Origin of the sequence: Streptomyces sp. NBC_00080 (genome assembly GCF_045041255.1) — a bacterium.
GTDB classification, from domain to species: domain Bacteria; phylum Actinomycetota; class Actinomycetes; order Streptomycetales; family Streptomycetaceae; genus Streptomyces; species Streptomyces coriariae.
Genome location: NZ_CP108235.1, coordinates 8,060,694 through 8,074,848, shown reverse-complemented (window position 1 = coordinate 8,074,848; position 14,155 = coordinate 8,060,694). Strand labels below are relative to the sequence as shown.

14 protein-coding genes, 1 pseudogene and 1 riboswitch are annotated in these 14,155 nt (G+C 73.1%); of the genes and pseudogenes, 8 read left to right on the top strand and 7 right to left on the bottom strand.

The genetic code is table 11. The features are described 5' to 3' along the window. Nucleotides 1-161: 161 nt before the first annotated feature. Both OHU34_RS36160 and OHU34_RS36155 read right to left on the bottom strand, forming a co-directional pair. Nucleotides 162-1,091, bottom strand: coding sequence for an anti-sigma factor RsbA family regulatory protein (locus OHU34_RS36160; RefSeq protein WP_142269143.1), 930 nt, complete (start codon nucleotides 1,089-1,091; stop codon nucleotides 162-164). Further along, nucleotides 1,088-1,444 (bottom strand): STAS domain-containing protein, encoded by a 357-nt coding sequence (locus OHU34_RS36155; RefSeq protein WP_142269144.1) that lies wholly within the window; start codon nucleotides 1,442-1,444, stop codon nucleotides 1,088-1,090. The genes OHU34_RS36160 and OHU34_RS36155 overlap by 4 nt, the downstream gene beginning before the upstream one ends. Before the next feature lie 183 nt (nucleotides 1,445-1,627). On the opposite strand from OHU34_RS36155, the gene OHU34_RS36150 reads away from it, so the two are divergent. Beyond that, nucleotides 1,628-2,287, top strand: coding sequence for a DUF6629 family protein (locus OHU34_RS36150; protein ID WP_142269145.1), 660 nt, complete (start codon nucleotides 1,628-1,630; stop codon nucleotides 2,285-2,287). 21 nt (nucleotides 2,288-2,308) lie between these two features. On the opposite strand, the gene OHU34_RS36145 is transcribed toward OHU34_RS36150, so the two are convergent. Then, nucleotides 2,309-4,033, bottom strand: a complete 1,725-nt coding sequence (locus OHU34_RS36145) for a VanW family protein (RefSeq protein ID WP_230196560.1) — start codon at nucleotides 4,031-4,033, stop codon at nucleotides 2,309-2,311. Nucleotides 4,034-4,221: 188 nt separating this feature from the next. Next, nucleotides 4,222-4,641, bottom strand: a complete 420-nt coding sequence (locus tag OHU34_RS36140; protein ID WP_142269147.1) for a hypothetical protein — start codon at nucleotides 4,639-4,641, stop codon at nucleotides 4,222-4,224. A gap of 180 nt (nucleotides 4,642-4,821) precedes the next feature. Here OHU34_RS36140 and OHU34_RS36135 point away from each other — a divergent pair, with 180 nt between their 5' ends. Beyond that, nucleotides 4,822-5,307: a cation:proton antiporter regulatory subunit gene (locus OHU34_RS36135; protein WP_200840035.1), complete on the top strand. Its 486-nt coding sequence runs from the start codon at nucleotides 4,822-4,824 to the stop codon at nucleotides 5,305-5,307. 18 nt (nucleotides 5,308-5,325) lie between these two features. Here OHU34_RS36135 and OHU34_RS36130 read toward each other — a convergent pair. The 3 genes and pseudogenes from OHU34_RS36130 to OHU34_RS36120 all read right to left on the bottom strand — a co-directional run. Next, nucleotides 5,326-5,550, bottom strand: a pseudogene (locus OHU34_RS36130) (helix-turn-helix domain-containing protein); the annotation flags it as partial. 107 nt (nucleotides 5,551-5,657) lie between these two features. Next, nucleotides 5,658-6,878, bottom strand: coding sequence for a cation:proton antiporter (locus tag OHU34_RS36125; RefSeq protein ID WP_142269148.1), 1,221 nt, complete (start codon nucleotides 6,876-6,878; stop codon nucleotides 5,658-5,660). Nucleotides 6,879-7,307: 429 nt separating this feature from the next. After that, a complete protein-coding gene (locus tag OHU34_RS36120; protein WP_142269149.1) occupies nucleotides 7,308-9,440 on the bottom strand; it encodes a SpoIIE family protein phosphatase in 2,133 nt (710 codons plus the stop codon). A gap of 211 nt (nucleotides 9,441-9,651) precedes the next feature. Beyond that, nucleotides 9,652-9,836, top strand: a riboswitch (cobalamin riboswitch). Nucleotides 9,837-9,865: 29 nt separating this feature from the next. On the opposite strand from OHU34_RS36120, the gene OHU34_RS36115 reads away from it, so the two are divergent. The 6 genes from OHU34_RS36115 to OHU34_RS36090 all read left to right on the top strand — a co-directional run bounded on the left by OHU34_RS36115 (nucleotide 9,866) and on the right by OHU34_RS36090 (nucleotide 14,022). Beyond that, complete coding sequence (locus tag OHU34_RS36115; protein WP_142269150.1) at nucleotides 9,866-10,591, top strand: energy-coupling factor ABC transporter permease; 726 nt, start codon at nucleotides 9,866-9,868, stop codon at nucleotides 10,589-10,591. Then, nucleotides 10,588-11,091, top strand: a complete 504-nt coding sequence (locus OHU34_RS36110; RefSeq protein WP_405770255.1) for an energy-coupling factor ABC transporter substrate-binding protein — start codon at nucleotides 10,588-10,590, stop codon at nucleotides 11,089-11,091. Before OHU34_RS36115 ends, OHU34_RS36110 begins: the two co-directional genes overlap by 4 nt. 6 nt (nucleotides 11,092-11,097) lie before the next feature. After that, a complete protein-coding gene (gene cbiQ / locus OHU34_RS36105) occupies nucleotides 11,098-11,859 on the top strand; it encodes a cobalt ECF transporter T component CbiQ (RefSeq protein ID WP_142269152.1) in 762 nt (253 codons plus the stop codon). Beyond that, on the top strand, nucleotides 11,856-12,776 hold the full coding sequence (locus tag OHU34_RS36100; protein WP_230196557.1) for an energy-coupling factor ABC transporter ATP-binding protein: 921 nt from the start codon (nucleotides 11,856-11,858) through the stop codon (nucleotides 12,774-12,776). Before cbiQ ends, OHU34_RS36100 begins: the two co-directional genes overlap by 4 nt. Before the next feature lie 22 nt (nucleotides 12,777-12,798). Further along, nucleotides 12,799-13,284: a hypothetical protein gene (locus OHU34_RS36095; RefSeq protein ID WP_405770251.1), complete on the top strand. Its 486-nt coding sequence runs from the start codon at nucleotides 12,799-12,801 to the stop codon at nucleotides 13,282-13,284. Between the two features lie 288 nt (nucleotides 13,285-13,572). Then, the gene (locus OHU34_RS36090; RefSeq protein ID WP_020131593.1) at nucleotides 13,573-14,022 is read left to right on the top strand and encodes a carboxymuconolactone decarboxylase family protein; all 450 of its coding nucleotides are present in this window, start codon (nucleotides 13,573-13,575) and stop codon (nucleotides 14,020-14,022) included. The last annotated feature ends 133 nt before the right edge of the window (nucleotides 14,023-14,155 follow it).

Sequence of the window (14,155 nt, the reverse complement as noted above, 5' to 3'; positions counted from 1 at the left end):
AGGTGACGGCGCCTCAGGCTTCACCCGGCTGCGTCGAGGCGCCGGACGGGCCCGTCCGGCGCCTCGTGAACCGTCGGACCCCGCACACCCTCGGGTGTACGGGGAACGGTTCCGATCGCCGGGTCTCGGACGGGGTCTCGGCCCGGGTCCCGGACGGGCTCTCAGGTGCCGACGTAGAAGCGGACGGTCGTGCCCTCGTCGGAGGTGTGCTGACGGACCAGGTCGGCCACGTAGTGGACCAGCATCAGTCCGCGGCCGCCGATCTGGCCGCGCGCGGGCGGTCTGCGGCCGGCGAGCGGATCGGACAGCCGGCCCGCGTCCCGGATCTCGCACACGACCTGTCCCGCCCGGGCCCAGACGGCGAGCGTTCCCCGTCCGGCGCCGTGCACCACGCTGTTGGTGGTCAGTTCCGCCACCGCCAGCTCGGTGTCGGCCAGCCGCTGCCCGGTGAGGCCCAGCCGTCCGGCCTCCTCGACCGCGAAGGCACGGGCCGCGTACAGCTCGTCGGCGCCGAACGAGAACACGGCGGCGTCCGGCGCGGGCATCAGTTCCTCGTTGTAGCGGGCCACGACGGAACGCCAGTCGTAGTCCTCGCTGATGCCCTCCTTGTCGCGGGTCACGATCGTCGGATGGGTGATCCTCGCGTCGGCCAGGACCTCCTCGTCCAGGCGTGCCTCGTCGTACGGGCAGAGGATGGTCACCGGACGCCCCTCGAAGGCCGCGTTGATCAGGGCCTCGTGCTGCGCGCAGGCCGGGTACTCGACGGCGCTGCGGCCCGCCCAGATCGGCTCGCCGATGATCCGGACCCGCCCCCGCTGATGCGAGTCGGCGAACGCGCGTAGCACTCCGGGAATGATCCGGCCCGGGTTGCGGCCCGCCACCGTCATGTCGAGCAGCCGAACGGCCCGGGCGTCCGCGCCCAGACCGGCCCTGATCAGCTCCAGGTTGGGTCCCGGCACCGCCACCGCCACCGGTTCGCCGAGGTCCAGGCCCTCCTGCACGAAGGACACCGTCCGGTCCACGTACTCCTGTTCGGTGCGGTAGAACAGCGCGGGGTGCTCGAACGCCTCGTGCGTCGCCACCGTGTTCATCGCGGCGCCACCTCGATCGTGCCGAGGCCCGGCCAGAACAGGCTCAGTACGCGCGGTACCTGCGGTGGCGGATGCTCGACCACCACCCGGCCTCCGGACAGGCCCAGGGCCGTGACGGCGAGCGCCGCCACCCCCGCGACGTCGACGAACGCCACTTCCGACAGCTCCACATAAGACACGTCGGCGTGCTGCCGGGCCAGGCCCGCCAACGCCTCTTCCCAGGGCGAGCGGGTGATCTCGCTGATCTCTCCCCGGGCCCGAATACCGGGTCGCCCTGTCAACGGGCCCACCTCCAGCACGGCCGCGCCGCGCCCCGGCCCGAGTCCGTCGTCTCCCTGCGAGACGTCCACCACCCGCGGCCTCCTTCGCTGTCTGCCGCCACCGGCACCAGCGTAACGCGGCCCCTTGCGCCGTCGGTGCGCCGCTCGAACAGCGGCGTCGGCCCGGCGGCCGGGAAATTCCCGGCGCGAGACGTAACCTGACCCGCACCGCACGAGGAGGCGGATGCGGACGACGGCCGAACCCATGGTGACGTGATGTGCTGGAGTGCGACGGCCGATCTGGTGGCGGGCGCCGGTGTGGCGGCCGTCGGGGTGGCCAGCGTGACACGGGTCCGCGACCGCCGGGATCTTCCCCTTGCCGCGCTGCCGCTGCTGCTCGGGGCTCATCAGATCGTGGAGGCGGTCGTCTGGGACTCGGGCGGGGGCAGCGGGCCCGCCACCGTCGTCTGGGCCGTGATCGCGCTGCCGCTGCTGGCGGTGTGGGTGCCGGCGGCCGTGCGGTGCGCCGCCCCGCCGGCCGCCCGGCGCAGGCTGAGCTTCCTCCTCGCGCTCGGCGTCGCGACCGCCGCGGGGCTCGCGACCGCTGTCGCCACCGAGCCGGTGACGGCCGAGATCCGCGGCCACACGGTCGGGTACTCGGTCCACCTCTCACACCCGGCCGTGCTCGTCGCGGGCTATCTCCTGGCCACCATCGGCTCCCTGCTGCTCTCCGGCGACCGGCGGCTGCTGGTCCTGGGGGTGGTGGTCGGCGTGGGCGCGGCGGCCTGCTTCACGCTCTGGCGGCTGGAGTTCGTCTCGACCTGGTGCGCGTTCGCGGCGCTGTGGTCGGTGCTGCTGTTCGACTGGGTACGCCGCCGGCCGGACGCCGCACGGCTGCCGCCGGGCCGGACGAGGAACTCCGGCGCCACCCGGTGAGTGCCCGCCAGGCCGCCGGACCTACTGCGGGTCCTCGGCGGGAGCTTCGCAGGTGATCTCGTCCCGGGGGGTGTAGTGGGTGCGGAACGGCTCCCGCCGCACTTCCCTGCCGTCGTTGGAGAAGACCCGGTCGACGGTGACGTCGAAGCCCTGGAGCGGGGTCTGCGGTACGCACTTCTCGTCCGTGCTCACCTTCCGCGCGGGCTGCCGCACCTGGGTGCGGGGCCCGGTGACCGACTTGATCTCGTCGTACTTCCTGGTGCCGAGGAAGGTGACGGTCACCGAGGTGTCGGTGGCCTCGGCCTGGATGTAGAGGGCGTGGCCGGAGTCGTTGGCGAACTTCAGATCGAGGCTGCCCCAGGCGACCGTCGCCTCGCGGCCCTCCGGATAGCGCTCGATGTAGAAGGAGTGGGCGCCGTACTCCACGGGCTTGACCCCGGCGAAGAACATCGCGTTGAACATGGTCGTGGCCATGGTCGAGACACCACCGCCAGGCGCCTTGGTGAACTCGCCGTCGAGGATCATGATGCCCTCGCCGAAGCCGTTGGCCTCGGTGCGCTGCCCCACCGTCCGGTTGAAACTCCAGGTCTTGCCCGGCATGACGAGGGAGCCGTTGATGAGCTGTGCGGCCCGGCCGATGTTCTTCGTGCGGTACGCGGCCGGCTCGAAGTGGACGGTGAAGGAGGACATCTTCTCCGTCAGCCCCAGCCGTGCGGCGCCGGCCCGGGTCACCTGCGGCTGCGTCCGCAGTGCGACCACTTCCCCGGTGCGGGCCGCTCCGCCGGACCGGGTGAGCAGCGGCAGCACGGCCTTGCCCAGGGCCTTGTCGGTGATCCGGACGCCGGTCCGGGCGTCGTCGGCCACCACGACCCGGTCGCCGTCCAGCCGCAGGTCGGCGTTCGCGGCGGTGGTGGTGATGCCGGCCAGCGGGCGGGCCACCGAGGGGGCCGCGCGCAGTCCCTTGTCGTCCAGCTTCGGTACCAGCCGGCCGGCGCTGTCGGGCCGCATCGTCAGATGCTCGCCCAGCACCTTCTGCCCGATGGTGAACCGTTTGCCGCCCGTGGTGAGGGTGACGGGCGCCGACATGGCCGGCTGCGCGAACTCGCGCACCGCGCGCCGCACCTCGTCCGCCGTGACCTTCGGCCGTGTCTCGCGGGCGGGCAGCGCCGTGACCGCGCCCTCCTCGCCGCGAAGGAAGGAGGTCCGCAGGGTGCCGACGGCGGCGTCCACGTCCAGTGCGTGGCCGGGATGCGGGGCGACCTGCTCGACCCGGCCGTCGGCGAAACCGACCGTGCCCTCGCGGACCGTCTGGTCGAGGGTCTTCGCCAGCTTCCCCAGAGCGGTGCGGGCCTTGTTCTCGTCGAGGTGCACGACCGGCTCCTCGTCACCCCCGGAGCCGAAGAGCGCGCCGACCAGAGCCACCGGATCGGAGCCGACGCGGGCCACCCGGTCGACCGTGCGCTCGGCGTCGAAGGCGAGTCCGGCCTGCCGCGGGTCGACGGTCCCGCCGCGGTCCCCGACCCGCACGGCCAGCTCCCGCGAGCCGGCCGCCGTCAGATGCTCGTCCAGTTTGCGGACGGCCTCCGCACGGCTGAGGCCGCCGATGTCCACGCCCCGCACCGTCGTGCCCGGCTCGATCTCACCGCCCGTGAGCAGCAGCCCGGTCAGGTACAGCGCGCCGACGCCGACGGTCAGCGCACCGCCCGCCAGGGCGAGGGGCGGCACGGAGGCTGTTCGGGGGCGCATGGGTCTCCAGGACGGACGATCGACGGGTGATCCGCCCCGCTGCGCGACGCCGCACACGGGACAGCGTCGAACACGGGGGCAAGCATGGGCAAGCACCCCAAGCTACCCAGAATGCGCGATGGGATCATATGCCCCAGAGCACGTATGTTCCGGATCACGTCCGTTCCGGATCACAGTCCGGCCCCGGATCAGCCGGTCGACGGGGTGACCGGCTCTGCCGCGATCCGGCGGTAGGCGGCGCGGGCCTGGACGATCCGGGCGAGCACGGTGCCGACGAGAGTCGCGGCGCACAGGCAGGTGAGCCAGAAGGTGTCCCGGTGACCGGCCCAGGTGAGCGTGCCTACGGGCGGGATGGCGAAACCGTTGAGGGTCAGCCAGCACAGGACGGCGGTACCCGGGGCCGCGGTGAAGCGGGCGCAGAGTCCCAGCAGGGCCGCCAGCAGGGACAGGGCGGCCAGGGCGAATCCGGGGCGTTCCGAGCCCACCAGGATGTTGTGCACGGCCACCAGGACCAGCGCGCCGCCGAAGGCCGTGGCCCACACCACCGGGGTGGCGACGGGCTGGGGCACGGGCCGGGCGCCGGCCCTGAGGGACACCCACTCGATCATGCTGCACGCTTCCTTCCGGCCCCCATGCCCCCGGAACGCCGGCCGCCACGGCAGCGTGGACCTCGACGCGCATTCTCCCACCCGGTCGCCGAGCACACCCCCGTCGCCCCGTTCCCCGTGCTGGCTAGGGTGGCATCGACAGGTGTTCGAAGGAACGCTCCAACCAGACAGGGGGCGGCCGTGGGTGCTCCACGCCTGAGCAGTACGCCGTTGCCGGGGATCGGCGTCCGCTACGACCTGACCACACGCGAGCAACGCCGCCTCTCGGTGGTCGCGCACCGCGACGGGGCTCGCACACTGAGCGCCTACCACGAGGACGATCCGGACGCCTGTGCCCTGTCGGTGCGGCTGACCTCGGGCGAGGCGGCGGCGCTCGTCGACGCGATGCTGCCGGACCACCACAGCCCCAGCCTGCTGTCCACCACCGAGCTGGGGCTGGTGGCGGAGCGCGTCGAGCTGCCGGGGACGTCGCACTGGAACGGGCGGCTGCTCGGCGAGACCCGGATGCGCACCGAGACCGGGGTGTCGATCGTGGCGGTGCTGCGCCGCGCCGAGGCCATCCCCTCACCGAAGCCGGATTTCCGGCTGACCGGCGGGGACACGCTGATCCTCATCGGCACACGGGAGGGCGTGGAGGCGGCCGCGGCGATCCTCGCGCGGGAGTGAGGCGCGAGCGCCGCCCCTTCAGCGGGCGCCGCCTCTCCAGATGGGAGTCTCGGCCGACGTCAGGGGCCTGGTCGGCCGGTCGAGCGGTCGGGCGCCGATGACCGCGGTCTGCAAGGTGTAGCGGTGGGCGGGGTCGACGGGGTCGGTGCCGGTCAGGGCGTGGATGCGGGCCAGGCGGCAGGTGAGGGCGCGCACGCTGAGCGAGAGCCGCCGGGCTGTGGCGGCGGCCACACCGTTCGGATCGAGCACTGTCGAGCATCGGACGCATGTTCCCACCGAGCGGTACGGCGAGGTGGAGTGCTCCGGGGTGCGCCCGGCGTGGCGCCCCACGTGGTATCCGCCCACCCGGCTCAGCGGCCCGCGTGGACGGCTTCGGCGGACTCCGTCGGTGCGGCCGGGCCGGGCGGCGCGCTCCGGGGGCGCCCCCGGGCGAGGCGGCGGGCGAGGGGCTCGGTCCAGCGGGCGGCGAGCGGCCCGAGGACGACCAGGATCAGTACGTACGCGGTGGCCAGCGGGCCGATGCGCGGTTCGACACCGACGGCGAGTCCGGCGATGACGATGGAGAACTCGCCGCGCGCCACCAGGGTGCCGCCCGCCCGCCACCGGCCCTTGGCGGAAATCCCGGCCCGCCCGGCCGCCCAGTAGCCGGTGGCGATCTTCGTCAGCGCGGTGACGGTGGCCAGCGCGAGGGCCGGGAGGAGGACGGGCGGGATGTCCGCGGGGTCGGTGTGCAGGCCGAAGAAGACGAAGAACACCGCGGCGAACAGGTCCCGCAGCGGGGTGAGGAGACTGCTGGCGCCCTCGGCGACCTCGCCGGACAGCGCGATGCCGACGAGGAAGGCGCCCACGGCCGCCGAGACCTGGAGCTGCTGGGCGATGCCCGCGACGAGAAGGGTGAGGCCGAGGACGACCAGCAGGAGCATCTCGGCGTTGTCGGAGGAGACGGCGCGGCTGATGAGACGGCCGTGGCGCAGCGCCACGTAGAGGACGGCTCCGACGGTCCCCAGGGCGATCAGGAGGGTCACGGCTCCGCCGGCGAGGCTCACCCCGGCGAGCAGGGCGGTGAGGATGGGCAGATAGAGGGCCATGGAGAGGTCTTCCAGGACCAGGATGCCGAGGACGACCGGAGTCTCGCGGTTGCCGAGCCGGCGCAGGTCGCCGAGGACCTTGGCGATGACGCCGGAGGAGGAGATCCAGGTGACTCCGGCGAGGGCGACGGCGGCGACCGGGCCCCAGCCGAGCAGCAGGGCCGTCGCGGCGCCCGGGGCGGCGTTGAGCGCGAAGTCGACCGCGCCGGAGGGGTATTGGGTCTTCAGGCTGGTGACGAGTTCGGAGGCGCTGTATTCCAGTCCGAGCAGGAGCAGCAGGAGGATGACGCCGATCTCCGCGCCGGTGGCGACGAACTCCTCGCTGGCCTCCAAGGGCAGGATGCCGCCGTGGCCGAAGGCGAGCCCGGCCAGCAGGTAGAGGGGTATGGGCGAGAAGCCCACGCGTCCGGCGAGGCGTCCCAGCAGGCCCAGGACGAGGATGATCGCCCCGAGTTCGATGAGCAGGGCGGTGGTGTCGTGCACGGGCGTCTGACCTCCGTCGGTCGAAGTCGGTGGTGGCGTCTGTGCGTACGGGCGTGCGGGTGTCCCGAAGTGGCTCGTCGCTGCGTCAGGGAGCCGGAGAAGGGCGCGGGTTGCCGCCGTGAGCGGCGGACTGCGGCGCGGGCGAGGCGGTACCGACCGCGGGACTGCCTGTTTCCACCGCGCGGGCGAGGAAGGCGTCAGCGCACGGGGTGGTCGCTCAGGACGGTACCGCCGGTATCGGGAACGCCGTCGCGAGCGGCGTTGTCGACGCGCACGTGGACGACTCGACCCATGTCACGCCCCCCATCACGTCGGCGGCGACCGCCGGCCCGTTGCTCCACGGCCGGGCGGAGCGGCGCCCAGCGGAGTGTAAGCGCTTGGTAAAGGATCCTAGCGCACGCCGAAAGGTGAAAATCATAGAAATAAGGATCAGATGGGGTGAATGAGGAGGAGAGCGATGTCGTCGCTGCGTGGGGTCGAGCGGCGGGCGTGCCGGACGAGGGCATCGGCGAGGGCGCTCATGGTGCCGGGCCCGGTACGGCCGAGTTCGCGGGCGAGGCCGTTCACGGCGTCGTCGATGTCGATGCCCGGGGCTTCGACCATGCCGTCGGTGTAGAGGGCCAGCACCGAACCGGGAGGCAGCGGGATCTCGATGGACTCGTACGGGGCGTCCGGCTCGATGCCCAGCAGGAGGCCCGGCGGCACCTGGAGGACTTCGACGCGGCCGTCGGGGTGGCGCAGCAGCGGGGGCGGGTGGCCGGCGCTGGCCAGGCACGCGCGGTGCGTGGTCAGGTCGAGGTGGACGTAGAGGCAGCTGGTGAACAGGCCGGGGTCGAGGTCGGTGAGCAGGCGGTTGGTGCGGGCGAGGACTTCGTCCGGAGCCGCGTCGGCGTTGGCGTGGACGGCGGTGCGGACCTGCCCCATGAGCGCCGCCGCGTTGACGTTGTGCCCCTGGACGTCGCCGATGGTGGCCGCGGCCGTCGTGGTGTCGAGGCGGATGAGGTCGTAGAAGTCGCCGCCGATGTCCATGCCGCGGGTGGCGGGGAGGTAGCGGGCCGCCACGTCCAGACCGGGGACCCGGGGCAGGGTGTGGGGCAGCAGAACGGCCTGGAGGTTGTGGACGAGCTGGTGCTGGGTGTCGTAGAGACGAGCCCGGTCCAGCGCCTGCGCGATCAGCCCGGCGGTGGAGGTGAGGACGGCCCGCTCCTCCGGAAGGAAGGGGCGGGGCCGGTCGTAGGCGAGCACCAGGGAGCCGACGGGCCGTCCGGAGGTGATCAGCGGCAGGAAGGCCCAGGCGGCCATGCCGTCCTGGAGGACCGCGGGGGGATACGCGCGTCTGAGCTCGGCGAAGGTGGCGAAGAAGCCCGGAACGCCCGTGGTCAGGGTGTGCACGGCGGGGGTGTCGGAGGTGAGCGGAACGGCGTCGAAACGCTGCATGAGGTCGGCGGAGTAGCCGCGGTAGCCGATGATCCGCAGCCGGCCGTCCTGCGCCGTCATCAGCGCGAGGGCCCCGGCGCCGAAGGCGGACGGAAGCTGTTCGGCCACCTGGTCGACCACGTCCCGGACCCCGACGGCCTCGGTGAGCGTGGCCGCCAGGTGCATCAGGTGGTAGAGGGTGGCGGCCCGGCCGGCCGTGGCGGCGGCCGCCGGATGCGGCCGCGGCGGGCCGGTGAGCGGGGCGTGGGCGTGCGCCGAGTGGGTGGGGGTGATGTACACGCTGATGCCGGAGGCGTCCGGGTGCAGCCGGAAGGACAGCCACCGGTCCGGCGGCCGCAGCGCGGTGAAGGAGGTCGGTTCGCGGCTGATCAGGGCCGCCCGGTAGCTGTCCTCGGCGATCGGGTCGTCGAGCCAGGGCAGCGCCTCCCACGGCTTGGTGCCGAGCAGGTCGGGGACGGCGGAGCCGAGCAGCCGGGCGGCCGAGGTGGTGGCGAAGGTGATGCGGCCGTCCACGTCCAGCGAGCAGCAGCCGCCGGGAAAGCGCTCGGCGAAGTCGACGGCGGACTGCGCCTGGGCCGCTGCGACCGGCCGGGCCCGGAGCGGCGGCAGCACCCGGGGCACCCCGCCGACCCGCACGGGGTGTCCGTCTGCGGCGGCGCGTTGCAGCAACCGGCCCAGCCGGAGGCACAGACCGGTCATGGCCTCCCGTTCGCGCACACTCAGCTGCGCCGGGTGCGAGGCGGGCCACTGGAGCACCAACCCGCCCCGGACCTCCTCGCCGGTGGTGATCGGGGCGGCGGCCAGCGAGAAGCGGTACGGCACGACGAGCGACAGACGCGGATATCGGCGCGCCATCTCCTCCGCGCCGCCGATCCACACCAGGCGTCGTTCCCGCACGGCGTCGGACACCGGGGACGCGGCCGTCAGCGCCACTCGCGCCCAGGGCATGGAGATCTCCCAGGGAAGTCCGCCCAGTACGGCGAGCCGCAGCACCGGTTCGCCGGCCGCCGGCAGGTACACGGCGGTCACGGAGGCGCCGGTCTCCTGTGCGGACTCGGCGAGGACGGTGTCCAGCGACTCCGGACCGCGGCCCCCACCCGACCCGGCAGCGACAGCATCCGGCACGCTCTCACCTTCCCCGCAGCGCAGGGGCGCTCGCTGAACGACGCGCAGGCCCCCGGGCGCCGAGGGCCGTCACCCCTACGGCGGACCCTACGCCGACCGTGCGGACCCGGCATTTCGTCGGGCCCGCGGACGGCGTCCGTGCGCCGGGGTGAGCCGTCGTCCGCCGTCTTCGCGCCCCACATCGCCGCTTGTCAGCGCCTCTGTGCGGGCACTACTGTCACCACGCCTTGGTGAACGGGAAATCCGGTGTGATGCCGGTGCGGCCCTCGCCACTGTGATCGGGAAGTCCGGCTCCGGCCCTCGCGGGCAGCCACTGGGTCCTTGGGACCCGGGAAGGCGGAGCACGGGCGGTGGTACCCGTGAGCCAGGAGACCGGCCAAGGCACGTCAACCATCCACGAGGTGCTGGAGAGGGTCTGTTCAGCCATGCACATAGCCGAGGGTTTTCTGCCTCCGGCGCATGCGATCGCCTGGAGCGTCGCATCCGCGCCATTCGTCGTCCACGGAGTACGGTCACTCACCCGTGAGGTCAAGGAGCACCCCGAGAGCACCCTGCTCCTCGGCGCCTCCGGAGCCTTCACGTTCGTACTGTCCGCGCTGAAACTGCCTTCGGTGACCGGGAGTTGCTCACACCCCACCGGCACGGGGCTCGGCGCCATCCTGTTCCGGCCGCCGATCATGGCGGTGCTGGGCACCATCACCCTGCTCTTCCAGGCCCTGTTGCTCGCCCACGGAGGCCTGACGACGCTCGGCGCCAACGTCTTCTCGATGGCCGTCGTCGGACCCTGGGCCGGTTACGCGGTCTACCGGCTGCTGCGGCGGTTCGACGTGCCGCTGATGGTCACGGTGTTCTTCGGCGCGTTCGTGGCCGACCTGTCCACCTACTGCGTCACCAGCGTGCAGCTGGCGCTCGCCTTCCCGGACCCGAGCAGCGGATTCCTGGGCGCGCTCGGCAAGTTCGGCTCCATCTTCGCCGTCACCCAGATCCCGCTCGCGGTCAGCGAGGGGCTCCTCACGGTGTTCGTGATGCGACTGCTGACGCAGTCCAGCAAGGGTGAACTGACCAGGCTGGGCGTGCTCGTGACCGGCCGTCGGACCAAGGCCGGCGCCGACGCCGGAACCGAGGCCGGGACCGAGGCGGTGGCCCGGTGAGCCGCAACGCGAAGATCAACGCCCTGCTGCTGTTCGTGGTGGCCGCGCTGGCCGTCCTGCCGCTGGCCCTCGGGCTCGGCGACCACAAGGAGGAGCCGTTCACGGGGGCCGACTCGGAGGCGGAGACGGCGATCACCGAGATCCGGCCGGACTACGAACCCTGGTTCTCGCCCCTGTACGAGCCGCCGTCCGGCGAGATCGAGTCGGCACTGTTCGCCCTTCAGGCGGCCCTCGGTGCGGGGGTCCTCGCCTACTACTTCGGTCTGCACCGGGGACGGCGGCAGGGCGAACTCCGGGCCCTGGCACAGCGGGACACCACGACCTCGACGACCTCGGCAGCAGCGAGGCCCTCGACGACGACGAGGGCCTCGCAGAGCACCGAGAACCGCGAGAACGCCGGGAGCACCGGGAACACCGGGAACACCGGGAGCACCGGGAGCACCGGGAGATCCCATCCCTCCGGGAGCGCCTCCGAAGCGTCCGCTCCCGAACGGACCTGAACCCGCGTGCTGCCGATCGACGCGGCGGCGCACAGCAGTCGCTGGCGCCACCGCCATCCCGTGGACAAGGCCGTGTTGGGCCTGGGCCTCACCGTGCTCGCCATCTCCCTGCCGCCCTGGCCCGGCGCCGCCCTGGTCCTGGTGACTGCGCTCGTCATCCTGCTGGGGCCCGCGGGGGTGCCGGGCCGGCGGCTGTGGCGCGCCTACCGGGTACCGCTGGGCTTCTGCGTGACCGGTGCGCTCACCCTGCTCGTGCGGGTCGGCGGCCCGGACCGGTTCGTGGCCCTGGCCGACGGCGGTCCGGTGCGCGCCGGGGAGCTGCTGCTGCGCACCTCGGCGGCCTCCCTCGGGGTCCTCCTCCTCGCGTTCACCACTCCGATGTCCGACCTGCTGCCCCGCCTGGTCAGGGCCGGGGTGCCCGCGCCCGTCGTGGACGTCGCGCTGGTGACGTACCGCATGAGCTTCCTGCTGCTCGACTCCGTGCGCCGGATCCGGGAAGCGCAGGCGGCCCGGCTCGGGCACAGCACCCGGGCCGCGGAGTGGCGTTCGCTGGCCGGGCTCGGCGCCACCGCGTTCGTCCGTGCCTTCGACCGGGCGGCTCGCCTCCAGGACGGGCTGGCCGGACGCGGCTACGACGGCACCCTGCGCGTCCTGGTGCCCGAGGCCCGGGTCTCCGTCCGCTTCACGGCCGCCAGCGCCGCGCTCTTCGCGGGCCTGGTCGGCCTCACCCTCGTACTGCAATCCGTACTGGAAAGGCCGCTGTCATGAGCGAGCCCGCACTGGTCGCCCTGCGGGGTGCCTCCTTCGCCTACGAGGACGGCCCGGCCGTGCTCAGCGGCCTGGACTTCGAGGTCCACGCGGGGCGCGCGCTCGCCCTGCTGGGCCGCAACGGCAGCGGCAAGACCACGCTGATGCGGCTGCTGAGCGGTGGCCTGCGGCCGGGCGAGGGCGAGTTGCGGGTCGAGGGGCGCCCGGTGACGTACGACCGCAAGGGGCTGACCCGGCTGCGTACGACCGTGCAGCTGGTGGTCCAGGACCCGGACGACCAGTTGTTCGCCGCGTCCGTCGCCCAGGACGTGTCGTTCGGACCGCTGAACCTCGGCCTGCCCGACACCGAGGTGAGGGACCGGATCGAGGAGGCGCTCGCGGCCCTGGACATCACCGCCCTGGCCGACCGGCCCACCCATCTGCTCTCCTACGGCCAGCGCAAGCGCACCGCGATCGCCGGCGCCGTCGCGATGCGGCCCCGGGTGCTGATCCTCGACGAACCGACCGCCGGGCTCGACCCCGACGGTCAGGAGCGGCTGCTCGCGATTCTCGGCCGGCTGCGCGAGTCCGGCACGACCGTGGTCATGGCCACCCACGACGTCGACCTGGCCCTGCGCTGGGCCGACGACGCGGCCCTGCTCACCCCGTCCGGCGCGCGCACCGGCCCCGCCACCACGACACTCGCCCGCACGGACCTCCTCCAACAGGCGGGCCTGCGGCTGCCCTGGGGAGTCGCCGCCGCCCGACTCCTGCACGTCCACGGCCTGCTGACGGACTCCTCGACCGGACCGCGCACCGCGGAGGAACTGGCCGCACTGGCCGCGACGCCCGCACCCACGGTCCCCGCCGAAGGCCGACGCCCCCGCGACGGTGTCCGCAGGCCGCCGACAGCCGACGCACGGGAACCGGACAAGTGATGATCGCCCCATGGAGCGGATCATGGATCTCGACGAAGCCGTTGCCGCCGTCACCGACCGCCGGACCGCCTGGCGGGCCGGAGGACTGACGGTCGGCCCTGTGACCTGGCGCGACGCGGCAGCCCCCTGGCCACAGCGGCTGGAGACCGACAGGGCCGAGGTGACGGATCCCGACTCGATCGGTATCCATGTCCGCGGCCCGCACGAGGCCGAACTGCTCGTCGTCCTCTACCGCGGCGGGTGGGCCGACATCGACTACCTCGCGAGCATCGACGACGCGGGCGTGCTCCCCACCCCGGCGATGACCTCCACCCAGCAGTTCGGAGCCCTCCTCGACACCTGCATGACCCGCGTCTTCGGCCTCGCCCCCGCCGGCGGGCAGGGTCCCCCGAAGAGGGGCAGTCCCGCTCCGAGGAGCGCGGGCACCACGTGCGGCCGGAGCTCGTCGATGAGGCCCTCCCCCAGGTACCGCGATCCTACGGTGCCGATCATGACGGGGTGCTCCTGAACTCCTGTTGGGCGCCACCGCCTTCACCCTCGCGTCGATCGGGACCCGGCGCTTTCGATACTCCTGGACGATTTGCCTGCGGCCCCGCGCGGCTCATCGCATGCGCCCCGCGCCGGGCGCGTCAGCGCGCGCCGACGAGGCCGCGCGTACGTTGCGGCGGCGCCCGTCGTACGGTCGTCGCCGGGGGCCGCCCGGCGGGACGTCTCGCGAGGTGGTGCCTCGGCCCTGCTCACCGTGGGCACTTCCCGTACCCGCGGTTCCGACCCATGAATGGTTTGATATTCAACTATGACTCGACGGATCTTCATAGACAAGCAGAGCCCCAAGGCCTACCACGCGCTGGTCCAGACGTCCGAGGCCGTGCGGGCGACCGCCGCCGACGCCGGTCTGGAGCGCACCGTCGTGGAACTGATCAACCTGCGCGTCTCGCAGCTCAACGGCTGTGCGTTCTGCCTCGACCTGCACACCAGGGCCGCCGTGCGCGCCGGTGAGGACATCCGGCGGCTGGGTGTCCTCGCGGCATGGCGGGACACCGACCTCTTCAGCCCCCTGGAGCGTGCCGCCCTGGCGCTGGCCGAGGCGACCACCGTGCTGTCCGACGCCGCCGCGCAGGAGGCCGCGTACGCCGACGCCGTGGAGGTTCTCACCGAGGACCAGACAGCGGCGGTGATCTGGGTGGCGGTCACCATCAACGCCTTCAACCGGGTGTCCGTCCTGAGCAAGCACCCGGTGCACTAGCAACCGCGGCCCCCGTGGGCCCGCGGCCGCCCGACGTCTCAGCGCGGGCCCGTCGGCGCCGGCCCCACGGCGCACCCTGGGCGCCCGCCGGTTGCGCGGTGTCGCGTCCGGTAAGAATCGTCTGGCCCGATGC